Below are 15,595 nucleotides of genomic sequence, written 5' to 3'. Positions count from 1 at the left end.
CCCGGAACCCGGCGTCGCGCAGGGCCCGCACGTGAAAGGCGAAGTCCGGTGGTACTTCCTGCCGCCGCTTCGTCGCCAGGAGCCGTTCCCGCGCGGCTAGGGGCTGTGTCGAAGTGGGGGTCGGAGCGAGGCGAGCTCGCGGTACACCCGGGTCAGGGAATCCGGCCACAGCCAGTGCAGTGCGGTGCTGCTCAGCACCGCGTCGACCCGCGGCTCGCCAAGCTCCGCGACCCAGCCGGGCGCGGCGAGGTCCGCCTCGACCCAGCGCAGCCGGCCGCCCGCGTCACCGAGGGCGCCGCGGCCCAGGGCGAGCATCACCGGGTCCATGTCGACGGCGACGACGCGCGCGGCGGGGAAGCGCGCGAGCAGGCGCTGGGCGATCGAGCCGGGCCCGCAGGCGAGGTCGACCGCGGTGAACCCGTCCGGCAGGAGCGCCGCGAGCACGTCGAACATCGCCGTGAAGCGGGCCTCGCGCTCGGGCACGTACCCCTCCTGCTGCGCGTCCCACCGGTGCAGCCAGTCATCCCAGTCGATTCCCATGCCGCCGATTCTGACAGGTTCCTGCCATCACCGCCGCCCCACCCGCGACGCGGGCCGCTCAGTGCGCCGCTCGGCCCGCACCGTGAGCCGGGCCAGTACGTCACTCATCGCCATCCCGAGGGCCGCGACCCCCGCCCCGAACACCAGCACCCGTACGTCTCGCCGAAGCATCGTCCTCGACCTCCCTCGCCTCCACGATGCGGCCCGGGGGCGCCGGCGCGCCTGAGGCCGGCGGCCCGGATCGACGGGACGTTCGGCCCTGCCGCCGGGTCGGCCGCGACGCGAGAGTGAAGGCGAGAGATGGGAGCCCCGACATGCCCGCGACCGAGTACCGGACGAAGCTCGAAGCGCACGCGATCGAACACCTCACGGCCCGGCTGATCCGCCGGTACGCCGCCCGGCACGACCCCGCGACGGTCCGCGCCACGGTCGAACGGGTCACCCGGCGCTACGCCACGGTCGGCGTGCACACCTTCGTGCCCGTCCTGATCGAGCGCGACGCCCGCAACGAGCTGGAAGCCGCCGCCGAGGTCTAGAGGACGCGGGCCTGGACGAGGAAGCGGTGGGTGCGCACGGCGAACGCGCCGTCGCCGCGGATGCGCGGCCACGAGCCGCTCGAATGCCTGCACAGCGCCCAGCTTATGCTCGAGGCGCCACGGCCTTGTCCTGGGCGGACTCCAGGAATAGGGTGACGTCTGTCGATCAGTCAGGCTTGTTAACAGTACGGAGGCACGCCATGCGGTGGAGGCTGATCCTGGCAGCACTGGTCGCGGCCGGCGCGTCCACGGTGGCGGTCGCCGAGCCCGGCGCCGCCGCCCCGGCCCGCGGCGCGTACGCCGACATCCTCCCCGCGCCCGTCTCCGCCCGGCCCGAGCGGGGCGCGTTTACGATCGGCCGCCACACCACGATCACGGCCGGCCCGGGCGCGCGCGGCGTGGCCGAGCAGCTCTCGGCGATCCTGCACGTGCCCGTGGTGAGCCGGGCCCCGAAGGGCGGCAACACCATCGCGCTCACGGTCGCCGGGCGCGACCAGGGCGACGAGAGCTACCGCCTCGACGTCGGCCCGGCCCGGGTGACGCTGACCGCCGGGCGCGCGGCCGGCCTGTTCGCGGGCGTGCAGACCCTGCGGCAGCTGGCGAACGGGCACAGCATCCCGGCCGGGCACGTCGCCGACGCGCCGCGGTTCGCCTACCGCGGGGCCATGCTCGACGTCGCCCGGCACTTCTTCAGCGTCGCGCAGGTGGAGCGGTACATCGACCAGCTGGCGCTGTACAAGATCAACACTTTGCATCTGCACCTGGCCGACGACCAGGGCTGGCGCATCATGATCAACAGCTGGCCCCGGCTCGCGACCTACGGCGGCAGCACCGCCGTCGACGGCGACCCGGGCGGGTACTACACGCAGGCCCAGTACCGCGCCATCGTCGCCTACGCGGCCGCCCGGTACGTCACCGTCATCCCCGAGATCGACATGCCGGGGCACGTGAACGCCGCGCTCGCCTCCTACGCGGAGCTCAACTGCGACGGGGTCGCGCCGCCGCTGTACACCGGCACCGACGTCGGCTTCAGCTCCCTGTGCGTGAACAAGGAGATCACGTACCGCTTCCTCGACGACGTGATCGGCGAGCTGGCCGCCCTCACGCCCGGCCCGTACCTGCACATCGGCGGCGACGAGGCCCACGCCACGAGCCAGGCCGACTACGTGACGTTCATGAACCGCGTCCAGGGCATCGTGGCCGCGCACGGCAAGCGCGTCCAGGCCTGGCACCAGGTCGTGACCGCGAGCCCGCTGCCGACGACGGTCGCGCAGTACTGGGACACCACGAACGTCAACCCGGAGGTCGCCGCGGCGGCGGCGAACGGCACCGGCGTGGTCCTGTCCCCGGCGAACCTCGCCTACCTCGACATGAAGTACAACGACTCCACCCCGCTCGGCCAGGACTGGGCCGGGCTGATCGAGGTCGCCGACGCGTACGGCTGGGACCCCGGCACGTACCTCGTGGGCGCCCCGACGTCCGCCGTCCGCGGCGTCGAGGCTCCACTGTGGACCGAGACGATCCGGACGTCGGCCGACATCGAGTACATGGCGTTCCCGCGCCTGCCGGCCATCGCCGAGCTCGGCTGGTCGCCGGCGTCGACCCACGACTGGGCCGCGTTCCGCCTGCGCCTGGCCGCCCAGGCCCCGCGCTGGCAGGCCATGGGCATCAACTTCTACCGCTCACCCCAGGTCCCCTGGTAGGTGCGAACGGTCAGCGCCAGCTCCGGGCGGCGACCCGACGGAAGTTGCCGCCCAGGATCGCGCCGACGGCGTCGTCCGGGTACCCCCGCTCGCGCAGGGCCGCGCCGACGCCGAGCAGCCCCTCCGGCGGCATGAACTCGACCGGCCCCCAGCGGGTGTAGCTCTCCGGGAACAGCGAAGGGTTCTGCCGCATATCGGCCGCCAGGTCGTCGGCGTCGAACGAGTAGTCGGTGGCCAGGCCGACGTGCTCGGGGCCGACCAGGTCCACGGCGTAGTCGACGTGACGCAGCAGCGCCTCCATTGACGCGTCGTTCGGCCCCAGGAAGATCCCGACACCGGTGATGCCGACGACGCCCCCGGTCGCCGCGCACGCCCGCGCCTGCTCGTCGGTGATGTTGCGCGGGTGGTCCCAGAGGGCGCGCATGCAGGAGTGGCTGTAGATCACCGGGCGCTCGGACGCCTCGCACAGGTCCAGACCGGTCCGGGCGCTGCAGTGCGAGCCGTCGGGCACCATGCCCACCGCGTTCATCTCGCGGACCAGGGCCCGGCCGAAGGCGGTCAGCCCGTCGTCGGTCTCGTCGAGACACCCGCACCCGGCGGCATTGCGCTGGTTGTACGTCGGGAGCAGCGTGCGCACGCCGAGGTCGTAGAACTGCCGTACCCGGCCGAGGTCGCCCTCCAGCGGCCCGGAGTCCTCGAGGTCGAACGCGACGGCCACGCGGCCGGCCCCGATGTCGTCGAGGCCCGCGGCCAGCCCGAGCCGCTCGTCGGCCGCGATCCGCCGCCGCCAGCTCTCCAGCAGCCCGAGCACCTCGCCGGCCCCGTGCGGCGCGTACCCGACGTTCACCGACACGAAGCTGCCGCCGGGCCGCTGGTACCGGGCCAGCTGCCCCACGTCGGCGCCGGTCGACAGCGGCAGGCAGCAGTGCTGCTCCCACAACAGATGATCGCTCATGCACAGATCCTGCAACGCGCCCGGCGTCACTGCATCGCGGTGGCCGGCGGGTGGTCGAAGGATTCGGGGCAGCGGAAGGTGTACAGCGCGTAGCCACGCCCGATCTGCACGCCGACGGGGTCCGGGGATGCGGCCGGGTCTTCATCGGACGGGCGCCAGCTGCAGTTCGTGCCGTTCCAGTCGGACGAGTCCGCGGTGAAGGTCAAGGTCATCGAGGCGCCGCAGACCGCACAGTCCATCGGGTACGGGTCGGTCAGCGACCAGTTCGCGTACCCGCCGACCTTCCATCCCGGTGCCAGCGACAGGTCGGCCTGGTAGTCGGGACGGCGGTCTTCGTCGTCGTCCTCGTCCTCGTCTCCACCCCACGCCTCGAGCCGCTCGCGGAGGTCATCGGGGAGCAGGTCGGCGTACTGGTACTCGCGAACCTGCTCGGGGTACACCACGCACGGGATCGGCAGGTACATGTCGCTGACCACCGCCGGCTCGGGAGGCGCCTCGAGCAGCGGGCCGACGGCGGAGCTGTCGCGCCAGTAGAGAAATACGCGGGGGCTGTAATGCCGGTCCGAGTGGTCCACCGGGCACCACAGCACCTGGAGCACGTCGGTGCCGTCCGGACCGGCGTAGTCGGGGATGTCCCGGCGGTACAGCTGCGCGACCGGGACCAGCGGGATCGACTCCTCGAGCAGGTCGTCCAGGTCCAGCGCCTCGGCCGCGTCGAGTTCGGCCCGCTCCTCGGCGGTCAGGAACTCCCCGCCCGGCAGCGGCTCCCGGGCTTTCGCGGCCGCGAGAACCTCCCGCCGGCGACGCACGAAGGCCGGGCTGGTCAGGTTGAACGGCTCGTGCGCCCCGGCGTCGTCACAGACCGGCCACGCCTCGCCGGCCGGCCAGAGCAGCGGCCCGCCGACCGAGCTGTCGGCCGCGGTCGGAGCGCCGGGCCGGGGATGCAGGCGGGTGGCGGTGGTGGAGTGTTCCCGCAGCTCGGGGAAGAGCTCGGTGATGTCCACGGGACGCGGCGGTGTAGTGCGGACCATAGCAGTGGATCGTACGTCGCGTCCCGGCCGAACCCGCCCCCAAGATCAGGGTGTGCGACGGCCGTTTGCGTCAAACGCCGGAGACAAGCGTCGGCGCGGAATCGGCTTCGAGCCATGAGCGCAGCCCCGGGTCGAGCGGAGCGGCTGCTGTCTCGTAGAGGGCCAGGTCTTCCTCGGTGAGGACATTGCGCCAGCGTCCGTTGGTGCCCTTGTAGAAGAAGCGACCGGCGCCGCCCTCGAACATCAGTGGCCGGCTGATGTGCTCCTCGTTGCGGGTCGCGTCCTGCTTCATGGCGTCGAACCGGGCGGCCGCCACGAGCTCGGGCCAAGCATCCTCGGCCACCTCGAGGTCGGTGAAGGCGGCGACGCGGCGCATCTGCGCCTCAAGATCGGCGAGCAGATCGGCGTAGTGAACCATCAGCACGTTGGACAGGTTCCGATACGGCCAGAAGGACGCGGCGTGGTGATGGTGGGACCAGAACGGCCAGCCGTCCGACTCCCAATCGAACAGGCTGCGGGTCATCCAATCGGCCCACAGGTCTCGCTCAGTGGCCGGGCACCGCGGCATCGGGCCGGCCGCGCCACCCGCGGCGTCCAGCAGCGAGTAGGTGAACTCGGTGTAGGCGCTGTAGTGGTTGAAGGCCGACATGAACACGTCCCGCGTGTCGCGGCCGACGTACACGTAACGGACGGCCGGGTCGTACGGCAGAGCGTCGAACGGCAAGTGGCTCTTCAGGAAACGCTGGTGCTCCTGGGCCTCGATGCTCGCCACGACGCCATCCACCTCGCCCAGGAAGGCCGCGTCGATCCACGGAGACAACTCGGCGAGCGGTGCCGGCAAGGGGCCCGCGCCGAAGACCAGCAGGCTCATGATGCGTTGCATCCAGGTCGTACCCGCCTTCATCGAGGTCGAGATGACGACGTCGCCAGGCCGCAGTGTGATGTGATCCCACCGCACGCTGTCGAGGTGATGGCTGCGGTAGGTGCGGGTACGACGCGGCGTGTCCATGTACTCCTTTCCCACGCCTATAACATGCCGACCCGGGCAACGCCGCCATCCGTCCGATCGGCGGCTCACCGCGCCGTCCGGGTGCTCAGCGGTGCAGTGACTCCTGGCCGCTAGCATCGGATCCCGTGATCGTATGGATCAACGGTACCCACGGTGTAGGCAAGACAACGACCAGCGCACTCGTGCAGCAGCTGATCCCGGGTTCACGGGTGTTCGACGCCGAGAAGGTCGGCGCGGTACTCATGGACATCACGCCGGGGCTGCCCGAGACGGACAACTTCCAGCACTGGCCGCCGTGGCGGCCGCTCGTGGTCGAGACCGCCCGCCATGTCCTCGACTACACCGGCGGCACGCTGGTGATCCCCATGACGGTCCTGGTCGAACAGTACTGGCGCGAGATCAGCGCGGGTCTCGACCAGCATGCCATCCCGGTCAGGCACTTCGTCCTCCACGCCGACCGGGACACCCTCATCGGGCGCATCGAGGGGGAACACCCGGTGCCCTCCCCGTTCCGTCTCGAATACCTCGAGCCCTACGCCGAGGCGGCCCGCGCCTGGCTGCACGCCGAGGCCGAAGTCGTCGACACCACCCATCTCACGGCCGCCGAGGCTGCCTCGCGGATCGCAGATGCCGTCAAGTTCGGCATGGGACGATGAGGTCGAGGCTTCCGTCGTGCAGCACATGGTCAGCAGCTCGGCCAGGTAGGCCGCCACGTTGGCCAGGCGCGCGTTGCGGCTGAACGAGCGCGGACGCGGGATGCCCGGACCGTCGGATGGATCGTGTGGCATGTGTTGAACTAGGGGCGTGCAGATGCGTCCCGCAGAACTGGAGGCGATCCGGGCCGGCGACGTCGACGTGGCGTTCCGACGGTGGGAGCAGCCTCGGGTCAGGGTCGGTACCCGGATGCGTACCGCGGTCGGACTGGTCGAGATCACATCCGTCGACCGCGTGGCGGTGAGCTCGCTGTCCGCCGCGGATGCCCGCCGGGCCGGCGCGGCGTCGCTGGCCGCGCTCCGGCAGGGGCTGGACCGCCTCCACCCCGAGCGGCCGGTGTATCGGATCGGGCTGCGGTACGGGGGCGCGGACCCGCGGCACGCGTTGCGGGAGTCGGTACCCGACGCTGCGGACATCGACGCGATCATCGCGGCGCTCGACCGGCTCGACCGCGCCTCGCCGATCGGGCCCTGGACCCGGGCGACGCTGCTACTGATCGACGAACTGCCGGCCACCCGGGCCCCCGACCTCGCACAACGGCTGGGGCGCGACACCCCGTCGTTCAAGCAGGACGTGCGCAAGCTCAAGGAGCGCGGCCTGACCGAGTCGCTCGACATCGGGTACCGGCTCTCGCCACGCGGCGCCGCCGTCCTGGACCACGAGGGTCATCCCCGGCCGGCCCGGGCCCGGCCGGTACCGGAGCCGGGCACCCCGCTGCCACACATCGGCGCGGCCGCGACACGTGCGCTCACCGCACAGGGCGTGGTCCGGCTCGAACAGGTGGCCGGACTCAGCGAAGGCGAGGTCCAGGCACTCCACGGAGTCGGGCCCTACGCCATTCGCCACCTACGAGCGGCGATGGACGCGGCCGGGCTGTCCTTCCGATCACCGTAGGCGGGCGATACAACAGAGACGTTCCGAGCTCCGCCAGGCTCTTCTCGCGACGCCTTGACCGATTCGGTGAGCGGCCGACGGCGTCGACAAATCGTGGCAGGACCGTCGCCCGGTCGGCTATTCTTCGCCCCGCCATCGACACGGGGGGATGTCAACATGCCACGTCGAACGCCGCTGCTTGCTGCCCTGATCCTGACCGCCGCCGCCCTCGGCACGTCGGGCTGCCTCGGCCTGCCCGACACCGACTCGGAGCCGTACCGGCCCACGAGCGCGCCGAGCGTCAGCCGCTCGCCCGCCCCGCCGCCGGCCAAGGACGACGTCGTCGCCGCGCTCACGAAGCTGATGTCGGCCCAGTACACCTTCCACGTCCAGAGCAACCTCGCCGACGAGACCAACGGCCGGATCGAGGCCACCGGCGGGTACGACCACGCCGGCAAGGTGTTCGAGGAGGACGTCACGCTCACCGGCACCGCCCACGACACCCACCTGCACCGGGTCGTGTTCGGCACCGACTCGTACAGCCGGGACAAGGACTCCGAGAAGTGGGTCCACCTGGACCTGGCGCGGCTCAAGAGCCAGTCCCTGGTCGGCCTGAACATGGACAACCCGACCGGCCTGGCCACGTTCATCACCAGCGTGGCCTCGGCGACGGCGACGGGCCCGCACGCGTACAAGGGGCTCTTCGACCCGATGGAGGGCACCGACGAGTTCCTGCCGGTCGGGCACCCGAGCATCGTCGCGTTCTACTCGAAGAACGCGCCGTTCATGCTGGAGACCGACGACCAGGGCAACGTGACCTCCATCCACGTCGAGATGGAGCTGACGGACAAGCCGGCGTTCGTGTGCACGACGACGTTCGCCGGGCACGGCCAGCCGCTGGCCACGAAGCGCCCGGCCAAGAACAAGACCGCCGAGGCGGACAGCTTCTACTACAACTGAGCCGCGAGGAAGTAGCGTGCCGTCGCCTCGTCCGCGGGCAGGTACGTCTCCACGGCGACCTCCGAGAGCGCGATGTCGAACGCGGCCCCGAACGTGGTGACGGTGTTGATGAAGTGCAGCTCGGACCCGCGGTGCCCGATCCGGATCGGCAGGGCGATGTCGGCCGGGTCGGGCGGCGGCGGGTGTACGTCGCGCCCGTACCGCAGCAGCTCCTCGTGCAGCGCGTGCAGCTGCGGGTCGCCGGTGTGCAGGGCCTGGCGGGCGAGCCGGGGCAGGAGGTGGGCACGCACCTGGGCGAGGTTGCGGATGCGCGGCGCGAGGCCGCCGGGGTGGAACCCGAGCCGCATCATGTTGACCGGCGGGCGCAGCAGCTCGGGGTCGACGCCCTCGGCCAGGCCGCCGAACGCGGCGTTGGCGGCCAGGACGTTCCAGCGGCCGTCGACCGCGACCGCCGGGTACGGCTCGTGCGCCCGCAGGATCCGTTCCAGCGCGTCGCGGACGCGGCCCGAGTCCGGATCGTCCGGCGGCCGTTCCCGGTAGAGCGGGGCGTGGCCGGCCGCGACCAGGAGGCGGTTGCGCTCCCGCAGCGGGATGTGGAGGTACTCGGCCAGCCGGAGCACCATCGCGCCGCTGGGCACGGTGCGGCCGGTCTCCACGAAGCTGATGTGCCGGGCCGACACCTCGGCGCCGATCGCCAGGTCGAGCTGGCTGAGGCCGCGCAGCCGGCGCCACCGGCGCAGCAGCGGGCCGATCGGTTCGGCGGAGGCAGGCACGTCCCGAGTGTCGCCGACGGACGCGCGGATGACCATTACCTCGCATGTCATCGACAGGCCGCCGGTCCGGCTGCCACGGTGCTGGGCATGACAGACATCAGCGTTGCCGAGCGCAACCGGGCGTTGGTCCTGCACGGCTTCCGCGAGTTCGCGGCCGGCAACATCGAGGTGCTGCGGCCGCTGCTGCGGGAGGACTTCGTCGAGCACAGCCCCGGCAACCCGTCGGGCCGGGACGCCTTCATGGAGTGGATCGCGGCCGCGCCGGTCGCCGGCGCCGCGCTGGAGCTCAAGCGGGTCGTCGCCGACGACGAGTACGTGGTCGTGCACTACCGGATGGTGACGCCGGAGGACGAGCGCGGCACCGCCGTCATCGACATCTGGCGGCTCGCCGACGGGCAGATCGCCGAGCACTGGGACGTCGTCCAGCCCGTCCCCGAGCCGTCCACGACGCCGAACGGCATGTTCTAGACGTGCTTGCGCTCCTCGCCGGACTCGGCCCCGGCGATGACGGTGGCCAGGGCGGCGCCGTCCGGCACCGGGGCCGAGACGTCGGCCGGGGCCTCCTCGTCCGGCTCGTCGACGGCCGGGCCCACGGCCGCGGCCAGCAGCGCCGAGTTCGGGATGTTGAGCGGGCCGTCCTTCGTCTCCAGGATCGTGTACAGCAGGCCCGCCGACACGACCACGCCCGTGTGCGGGCCGTTTATCGCGCCGGACAGGACCCGGACCTGCTGGCCGGGCACGTACGGGCGGGCGAAGAGCAGCACCAGCCCGGCGAAGAGGTTGCCCAGCACCGGCTGCGCCGCGAGGCCGACGACGATGCCGGTGATCGCGCCGCCGACGAGCACCTGCCGCAGCTGCACGCCGAGCAGGTCGCACACGGCGAGCACGGCGATGAGGTACCCGGCGAGCAGCACGAACAGTCGCAGCGGGGTGCCGGCGGCGGCCCCGGCCCGGGCTACGGCGACGCGCTGCACCTCGCGGGCGGCGGTACGGCTGGCGGCCACCCCGAAGATCGCCGTGAACAGCGCGCAGCCGTAGGCGATCAGCCGCGCCCGCAGCGACTCGGCGTGCACGCCGCCGATGTCGTGCCCGACGACCAGGAAGATCAACGCCAGCGTGCCGAACGTGATCGTCTTGCGGAAGTCGGCGCGCACCGTGATCTCGATCGCGCGCCGCCGTGTCAGCCAGCCCACCGCCGTACCTCCCGCTCGGATGATCACCGGAGGCGACCCTACCGCGCGACCTCCGCGGTGCTCGCCAGGACCAGCGCCGACACCGCGGCGAGTACCGCCGCGAGCGCGAAGACGAGGCCCGGCATTCCGAAGGCCAGCGACCACGCGAAGACCGCGAGGGCGGCGACCGGCACCGCCGCCTCCGCGATGGCCCCGATGCCGCTGACCGCCCCCTGGACCGTGCCCTGCTCGTCCGGCCCGGTGACGCGGGACAGCCAGGCCTGCGCGGCCGCGGACCCGACGGCGCCGAGCACGCCCACGGCCTGCAGCACGTAGACCCCGGCCGGTACGGTCACGAACGCGGTGCCGGCCAGCGTCGCGGACCCGAGGGCTCCCCCGAGTACCGCCGCACGCTTCTCCCCCAGCCGGCGCACGACCGGCCCGACGAGCCGCGCCTGGAACGCGACGCCGGCGAGCGCCCCCGCGGCCATGACGAGCCCGACGTGGGCGGTGCTCCACGCGAACCGGTAGGTGACCAGGAACGTCCAGCTCGCCTGGCTGGTCATCCGCGCCAGGTCGGCGAGGAACCGGGCGACGGCGAGCCGGGACAGCACCGGCCGGCGCAGCACGTCCGCGAGGGCGGCGAGCGGGTTGGCGGCCCGCAGGCTCAGCGGCGTGCGGCGGTCGCCGGGCCGCGACTCCGGCAGCACGAACCATCCGTAGGCGGCGTTGGCGAACGCGAGTGCGGCCGCGGCGTAGAACGGCAGCCGCACGTCGACGCCCCCGAGCAGGCCGCCGACCGTCGGGCCGGCGATGAACCCGAGCCCGAACGCGGACCCGACCAGCCCGTAGGCGCGGGCCCGGTCCGGGGCGGGCGTGACGTCGGCGATGTAGGCGTTGACGACGGTGTTGGTGCCCGCGCAGGCGCCGGCGAGGCCGTGGAAGAGCAGCAGCAGGGCCGCGGCCGGCGTGACGGCGTGGCCGAGGTAGTCGACGCCGAGGCCGAGGAGGGACAACAGCAGGACCGGGCGGCGGCCGTACCGGTCGGCAAGCCGCCCCAGCAGCGGGGAGGAAAGGAACTGCAGCACGCCGTAGCTGGAGCCGACGATCCCGGACCAGCGCGCGGCGTCGGCGGCGGTCCCGGCGATCGCGGTCATGAGGGCGGGCACGATCGGCACGATCAGGCCGAGCCCGAGCATGTCGACGAAGACGGTGACGAGCAGGAACGACAGGGCGGGGGCCCGGCGCATGGGTACTCCTGGGGTCGAGGGGGTCGGGTGCCCCCCTCGACCTCGCAGAGGTACGGAGGATCAACCTATCGCGGGCGTCAAATGGTTTAATTCGGGCGGCGCGGCGGCGTGCATCCGCCGGTCGACGACGAGCATCAGCACGGCGGCGAGGGCGGCGGCCGCGGCGAGCACCAACCAGAACGGCGCCGGCCCGCCGACCAGGAACACCGCGATCGGCGGCCCGATGGTGTTGCCGAGCTGGAACACCGCCCAGGCCGCCCCGGACGAGCGCCCGAGCGTGCCGGCCGGCGCGATCCGCTCGACGAGCGTGTAGAACGCCGGGCTGTACGCGCACTCCCCCAGCGCGAACGTGACGATCATCGCGAACAGCAGCGCGGTGCGCGCCCCGCCGGTGAGCGCCCCGGCGGCCCAGCCGAGCAGCCAGGCCCCCGCCCACAGCAGCCCCATGACGATCAGGGCCCGCGTCTTGTGCACCCGCTCCACCCAGCGCGCCACCGGCAGCTGCCCGACGAGCACGACCAGCGTGGCGACCGCGTACAGCCCGCCCACCAGGGCCGTGGACCCGGACATCGCGCCGCGGACCATGAGCGGCACGCCGCTGTCCACCTGCGCCAGCCCGAACGTGACGAGCAGCAGCTGGGCGGCGAGCAGCAGCCCGAAGGTGTACCCCGGCCGGAAGGGCGCGAGCCGCTCCTCCCGCCGCACCGCACGGACCGGCGGGACGCGCCGGGCGAGCACGAGCGCGTACACCGCGCAGCTGACCCCGTTGGCGACACACAGCCAGCGGAACGCCGGCGCGCCGGCCGGCCCGAGCACAAGCCCGCCGATCCCGGCCCCGACGCCCAGGCCGAGGTTGAGCAGCAGGTACCGCATGGACATCGTGCGCGCCCGGACCGCCTCGGAGGCGCTCAGCCCGGCGATGACGGGGACCACGGCGGGCAGGAACGCGCCGGTACCGACGCCGATGACGAGCATCGCGGGCCCGTCGGCCCCGGCGGCCAGCAGCACCCACCCGGCCGCCTGCACGAGCAGCGCGCCGATCGCCACGGCCCGGGGCGCGTACCGGTCGACGAGCCGCCCCCCGAGCACCGACACGGGCACCGCGACCCCGGCGAGCAGCAACAGCAGCAAGGCGGTCGCGGTGTCGGACCGCCCGCGCAGCTGGTGCAGGTAGATGGCGAGGAAGGGGTAGCAGAGCCCGGTCCCGATCGCGGACACCGCGTACCCGGCGACGAACCACCACGCCGGGCCGCTCAACCGCGCCGCGCGCATACGCCTCCCCGCTCCGCCCGCCCCGAGCGTAGCCCGGTGCGCTGCGCCATGACGGGCCCCCGACCGGCGCGGCGGCCGGGCGGGGGCCCTTTGCGAGGACGGTCAGCCGTCGGTGTCCGGGGCCGGGAGGTAGGCCCCCGGCACGTTCTCGGGGGCGTAGATCTTGTCCTCACCGGGGTACGGCTTGGACCAGTCGTGCGCCTCGTACCAGTCGAAGTGGTTCATCTGCGCGGGGTTGGACGAGTCCGCCCGCGCGTTGGTGCCCGTCAGGTGCTGCTGCGACTTCCACTGCGCCCACTTCGACGCCACGGCCTGCTGGGCCGCGGGTACCGTCGCGGTGGCCGCGGGCGGGGCGTTCGGGTTCGCCGGGGCGGGGGTATCGGCGCCGCACAGGGGCAGCGTCGTCAGGCCCGCGGTCAGCGAGGTCTGGTTCGGCAGCGCGGTGAAGGGCGTGTAGTCCGGGCGCTGGGTGAAGGCGTCGCGCATCGGGGTCGCCGCGCTGTCCTTCTGGTTCATCGGCCGGATGCCGAGGATCTGCTCGATCGTCCGGATCATCGTGATCTGCGTGTAGTAGCGGCTGTCGACCACGCCGTGCTGGGCCCACGGGCTGATGATCTGGATCGGGGCCCGGTGGCCGTCGACGTGGTCCAGGCCGGCCTGGGAGTCGTCCTCGACCACGAAGATCGCGGAGTCCTTCCAGTACGGGCTGTGCGAGATCTCGTCGATGATCCGGCCGGTGGCGAGGTCGTTGTCGGCGACCTGGGCCGCACCGTTCGGCGGGCCGCCGGTGTGGTCGCTGGAGAGCCAGAACATGTTCAGGTTGGCCGGGCCGTGCTGCTCGAAGTCGCGCTTCCAGATCTCGTACCGGTAGATGTCCGGCACGTCCGTGTCGAACTTCGGGAAGCCGTGCACCGACACGTCGTTCAGCGACGGGATCGGCGAGGACGAGGTCAGCGGGTACGCCGTGTCCTGACCGGTCGCGGCCATGTTCTTCGTGTCGCAGTACAGGTTCTGCCAGGTCGCGCCGGCCGGCTTGGTGAGGAACTGCTGGAACTCGCCGAAGTCCCGGACGGTCTTGCCGGTCGCCTGGGCGCCGGTCCACAGGAAGCCGGTGCGCTGGTGGCCGAGGGCGTCGTCCTCGGTGTCGTAGCTGCGCAGGTACTCGCCGGCCGAGGACTCGGTGTACTCCGGGTCGTCGGCCTGCATCAGCCAGTTGTGCCCCTCGGCGGAGTTCGTGCCGATGTCGTACGTGTTGTCGTACAGGCCGAACTGCTGCGCCAGCGCGTGCTGGTTCGGCGTCACGTTCTGGCCGTACTGCGCCAGCGCCGGGTCGCCGTTGCCCCGCGTGTCGTCGCCGAACATCTGGTCGTAGGTCCGGTTCTCCTTGACGATCAGGAACACGTGCTTGATCGTCGACGGGTCGCCGAGGCGCGCCGGGACCGGCACCGGCCGCGGGTGCAGCCGGCCCTGGTCGGCCGCCAGCGCGACGGAGCCGCCGGCCCAGCCGTTCTGGCTGAAGACCTTGGCCGTCATGGCCCGGATGACACGGTCGCTGGGGAGCGTGAACCGCTGCAGGCTCGAGGTCGTGTCGTGGGTACCGTGGCCGGCCGGGTTGTTGGGCCGGCGGGCGTCCACGCCCCGCGTGTTGGAGACCAGCACCTGCTTGCCCACCGTGGTGATCTCGGCCGGGAAGTAGTCGGTCGGGAGCAGGCCGACGAAGCTGACCGGCTGCTGCGCGCCGCCGAACCGGTAGACGGCGACCGCGTTGGCCCGGCCGAGCGTCACCAGCAGATGGCCGTCGTCGGTGAGCGTCACGGCGTCGGGCTCGTAGCCCACGGACGCCTCCGGCCACGGCTGGGTGGCGATCGTCTGCACGACCTTGTTGCGGGCCGTGTCGATGACGGACACGTCGTTCGACGCCGTGTTGGTGACGAACAGCGTCCCCCGCTTGGCGAACAGCGCCGTCGGGTGCAGGCCGACGTCGATGCTCGCCACGGCCGCGGCCGGGTTCGCCAGGTCGATGACGCTGACCGTGCCGGTGGTGGTGGCCGCGGTCACCTGGCTGGCCGGCACCTGCGTGTTGTACGAGTTGATCGTGCTCTCGCCGGGCTTGGCCGGACGGCCGCCCTCGTTGCTGACGTAGAGCCGGCCCCCGGCCATGAGCAGGTCGCGCGGCGCGTTGCCGACCGCCCAGCTGTGCTGGATCTCGCCCGTGGCCGCGTTGATGGCGACGACGCGGTTCTGGCCGTTGACGGCGGAGTACACGGTGGCGCCGTCGGGCGAGAACACCGCCTCGCCGACGAGCGCCCGCCGCGGACCGTCCGCCGCGATCGGGACGAACACCGGGTCGGCGAGCGAGCCGTCGGCCTGCACGGTGAACTTGCGGTAGCCGTCGGCCTGGCCCAGCCACAGCTGCGAACCGTCCGGCGAGTACGTGGGGCCCTCCTGGCCCACGTCGTTGCCGCTGATGCGCAGGTTCGCCGCGGCGTTGTTGCCGATGAGCTGCTGCACCTTCCAGTTGCGCAGGTCGACGATGGCCAGCGCCTCCCCGCCGTCGGCGACCGCGGCCGCCAGGTGGGTGCCGTCCGGGCTGGCCGACGACGACATGATCTTGCCGTTGTTGATCTGGAGGCGTTCGCCGATCGGGTCGAGGTACTGGTCGTCGGAGACGACGAGGCCCCGGTCGGTGAGCTGGCCGACCTGGTCGGTGCCGAACTGGTGGGTCTGGGCGTAGGCCGCGCCTGCGCCGGCGGCGACCACGGCGACCGCGGTGGTGCCGGCCACGAGGGGGATCTGGCGAGTGAGAA

General features: G+C 72.4%; 16 protein-coding genes. 6 read left to right on the top strand and 10 right to left on the bottom strand.

Annotation, left to right across the window (positions count from 1 at the left end; genetic code table 11):
* Nucleotides 1-96: 96 nt before the first annotated feature.
* Together ACPPVO_RS27255 and ACPPVO_RS27250 are read right to left on the bottom strand one after the other, a co-directional pair.
* Nucleotides 97-540 carry a methyltransferase domain-containing protein gene (locus ACPPVO_RS27255; protein ID WP_426513990.1) on the bottom strand — a complete coding sequence of 148 codons (444 nt, stop codon included), beginning with the start codon at nucleotides 538-540 and terminating at the stop codon, nucleotides 97-99.
* 27 nt (nucleotides 541-567) lie between these two features.
* Complete coding sequence (locus ACPPVO_RS27250; RefSeq protein WP_426513989.1) at nucleotides 568-711, bottom strand: hypothetical protein; 144 nt, start codon at nucleotides 709-711, stop codon at nucleotides 568-570.
* Between the two features lie 143 nt (nucleotides 712-854).
* On the opposite strand from ACPPVO_RS27250, the gene ACPPVO_RS27245 reads away from it, so the two are divergent.
* Both ACPPVO_RS27245 and ACPPVO_RS27240 read left to right on the top strand, forming a co-directional pair.
* A complete protein-coding gene (locus ACPPVO_RS27245; protein WP_426513988.1) occupies nucleotides 855-1,076 on the top strand; it encodes a three-helix bundle dimerization domain-containing protein in 222 nt (73 codons plus the stop codon).
* A 200-nt stretch (nucleotides 1,077-1,276) separates the two neighbouring features.
* On the top strand, nucleotides 1,277-2,779 hold the full coding sequence (locus tag ACPPVO_RS27240) for a beta-N-acetylhexosaminidase (protein WP_426513987.1): 1,503 nt from the start codon (nucleotides 1,277-1,279) through the stop codon (nucleotides 2,777-2,779).
* 10 nt (nucleotides 2,780-2,789) lie between these two features.
* Here the strand turns inward: ACPPVO_RS27240 and ACPPVO_RS27235 are convergent, their stop codons facing one another.
* The 3 genes from ACPPVO_RS27235 to ACPPVO_RS27225 all read right to left on the bottom strand — a co-directional run bounded on the left by ACPPVO_RS27235 (nucleotide 2,790) and on the right by ACPPVO_RS27225 (nucleotide 5,789).
* The gene (locus ACPPVO_RS27235) at nucleotides 2,790-3,734 is read right to left on the bottom strand and encodes a dipeptidase (protein ID WP_426513986.1); all 945 of its coding nucleotides are present in this window, start codon (nucleotides 3,732-3,734) and stop codon (nucleotides 2,790-2,792) included.
* A 26-nt stretch (nucleotides 3,735-3,760) separates the two neighbouring features.
* Complete coding sequence (locus ACPPVO_RS27230; RefSeq protein ID WP_426513985.1) at nucleotides 3,761-4,738, bottom strand: hypothetical protein; 978 nt, start codon at nucleotides 4,736-4,738, stop codon at nucleotides 3,761-3,763.
* A gap of 97 nt (nucleotides 4,739-4,835) precedes the next feature.
* The gene (locus ACPPVO_RS27225; protein ID WP_426513984.1) at nucleotides 4,836-5,789 is read right to left on the bottom strand and encodes a sulfotransferase domain-containing protein; all 954 of its coding nucleotides are present in this window, start codon (nucleotides 5,787-5,789) and stop codon (nucleotides 4,836-4,838) included.
* A 194-nt stretch (nucleotides 5,790-5,983) separates the two neighbouring features.
* Here ACPPVO_RS27225 and ACPPVO_RS27220 point away from each other — a divergent pair, with 194 nt between their 5' ends.
* The 3 genes from ACPPVO_RS27220 (at nucleotide 5,984) to ACPPVO_RS27210 (ending at nucleotide 8,321) form a co-directional block, all read left to right on the top strand.
* Entirely contained in the window at nucleotides 5,984-6,430 is a 447-nt protein-coding gene (locus tag ACPPVO_RS27220) for an ATP-binding protein (protein WP_426513983.1), read from the top strand.
* A 154-nt stretch (nucleotides 6,431-6,584) separates the two neighbouring features.
* A complete protein-coding gene (locus ACPPVO_RS27215; protein WP_426514701.1) occupies nucleotides 6,585-7,382 on the top strand; it encodes a hypothetical protein in 798 nt (265 codons plus the stop codon).
* 156 nt (nucleotides 7,383-7,538) lie between these two features.
* Nucleotides 7,539-8,321, top strand: a complete 783-nt coding sequence (locus ACPPVO_RS27210) for a hypothetical protein (RefSeq protein WP_426513982.1) — start codon at nucleotides 7,539-7,541, stop codon at nucleotides 8,319-8,321.
* On the opposite strand, the gene ACPPVO_RS27205 is transcribed toward ACPPVO_RS27210, so the two are convergent.
* Nucleotides 8,312-9,094 (bottom strand): helix-turn-helix domain-containing protein, encoded by a 783-nt coding sequence (locus ACPPVO_RS27205; RefSeq protein WP_426513981.1) that lies wholly within the window; start codon nucleotides 9,092-9,094, stop codon nucleotides 8,312-8,314. The two genes, ACPPVO_RS27210 and ACPPVO_RS27205, sit on opposite strands and share 10 nt — an antisense overlap.
* Before the next feature lie 87 nt (nucleotides 9,095-9,181).
* On the opposite strand from ACPPVO_RS27205, the gene ACPPVO_RS27200 reads away from it, so the two are divergent.
* A complete protein-coding gene (locus ACPPVO_RS27200; protein ID WP_426513980.1) occupies nucleotides 9,182-9,562 on the top strand; it encodes a nuclear transport factor 2 family protein in 381 nt (126 codons plus the stop codon).
* Here ACPPVO_RS27200 and ACPPVO_RS27195 read toward each other — a convergent pair.
* From ACPPVO_RS27195 to ACPPVO_RS27180, 4 genes are all read right to left on the bottom strand, one after another.
* Nucleotides 9,559-10,287, bottom strand: a complete 729-nt coding sequence (locus ACPPVO_RS27195; RefSeq protein WP_426513979.1) for a mechanosensitive ion channel domain-containing protein — start codon at nucleotides 10,285-10,287, stop codon at nucleotides 9,559-9,561. The two genes, ACPPVO_RS27200 and ACPPVO_RS27195, sit on opposite strands and share 4 nt — an antisense overlap.
* A gap of 38 nt (nucleotides 10,288-10,325) precedes the next feature.
* Entirely contained in the window at nucleotides 10,326-11,516 is a 1,191-nt protein-coding gene (locus ACPPVO_RS27190) for an MFS transporter (RefSeq protein ID WP_426513978.1), read from the bottom strand.
* 60 nt (nucleotides 11,517-11,576) lie between these two features.
* Nucleotides 11,577-12,788, bottom strand: a complete 1,212-nt coding sequence (locus tag ACPPVO_RS27185) for an MFS transporter (protein ID WP_426513977.1) — start codon at nucleotides 12,786-12,788, stop codon at nucleotides 11,577-11,579.
* A gap of 102 nt (nucleotides 12,789-12,890) precedes the next feature.
* Nucleotides 12,891-15,572, bottom strand: coding sequence for a bifunctional YncE family protein/alkaline phosphatase family protein (locus ACPPVO_RS27180; protein WP_426513976.1), 2,682 nt, complete (start codon nucleotides 15,570-15,572; stop codon nucleotides 12,891-12,893).
* Nucleotides 15,573-15,595 lie beyond the last annotated feature (23 nt).

The organism is Dactylosporangium sp. McL0621, assembly GCF_049995355.1.
In the GTDB taxonomy this organism is placed as follows: Bacteria; Actinomycetota; Actinomycetes; order Mycobacteriales; family Micromonosporaceae; genus Dactylosporangium.
Note: the sequence above shows the minus strand (reverse complement) of the source record. Positions and strands in the feature narration are given on the sequence as shown.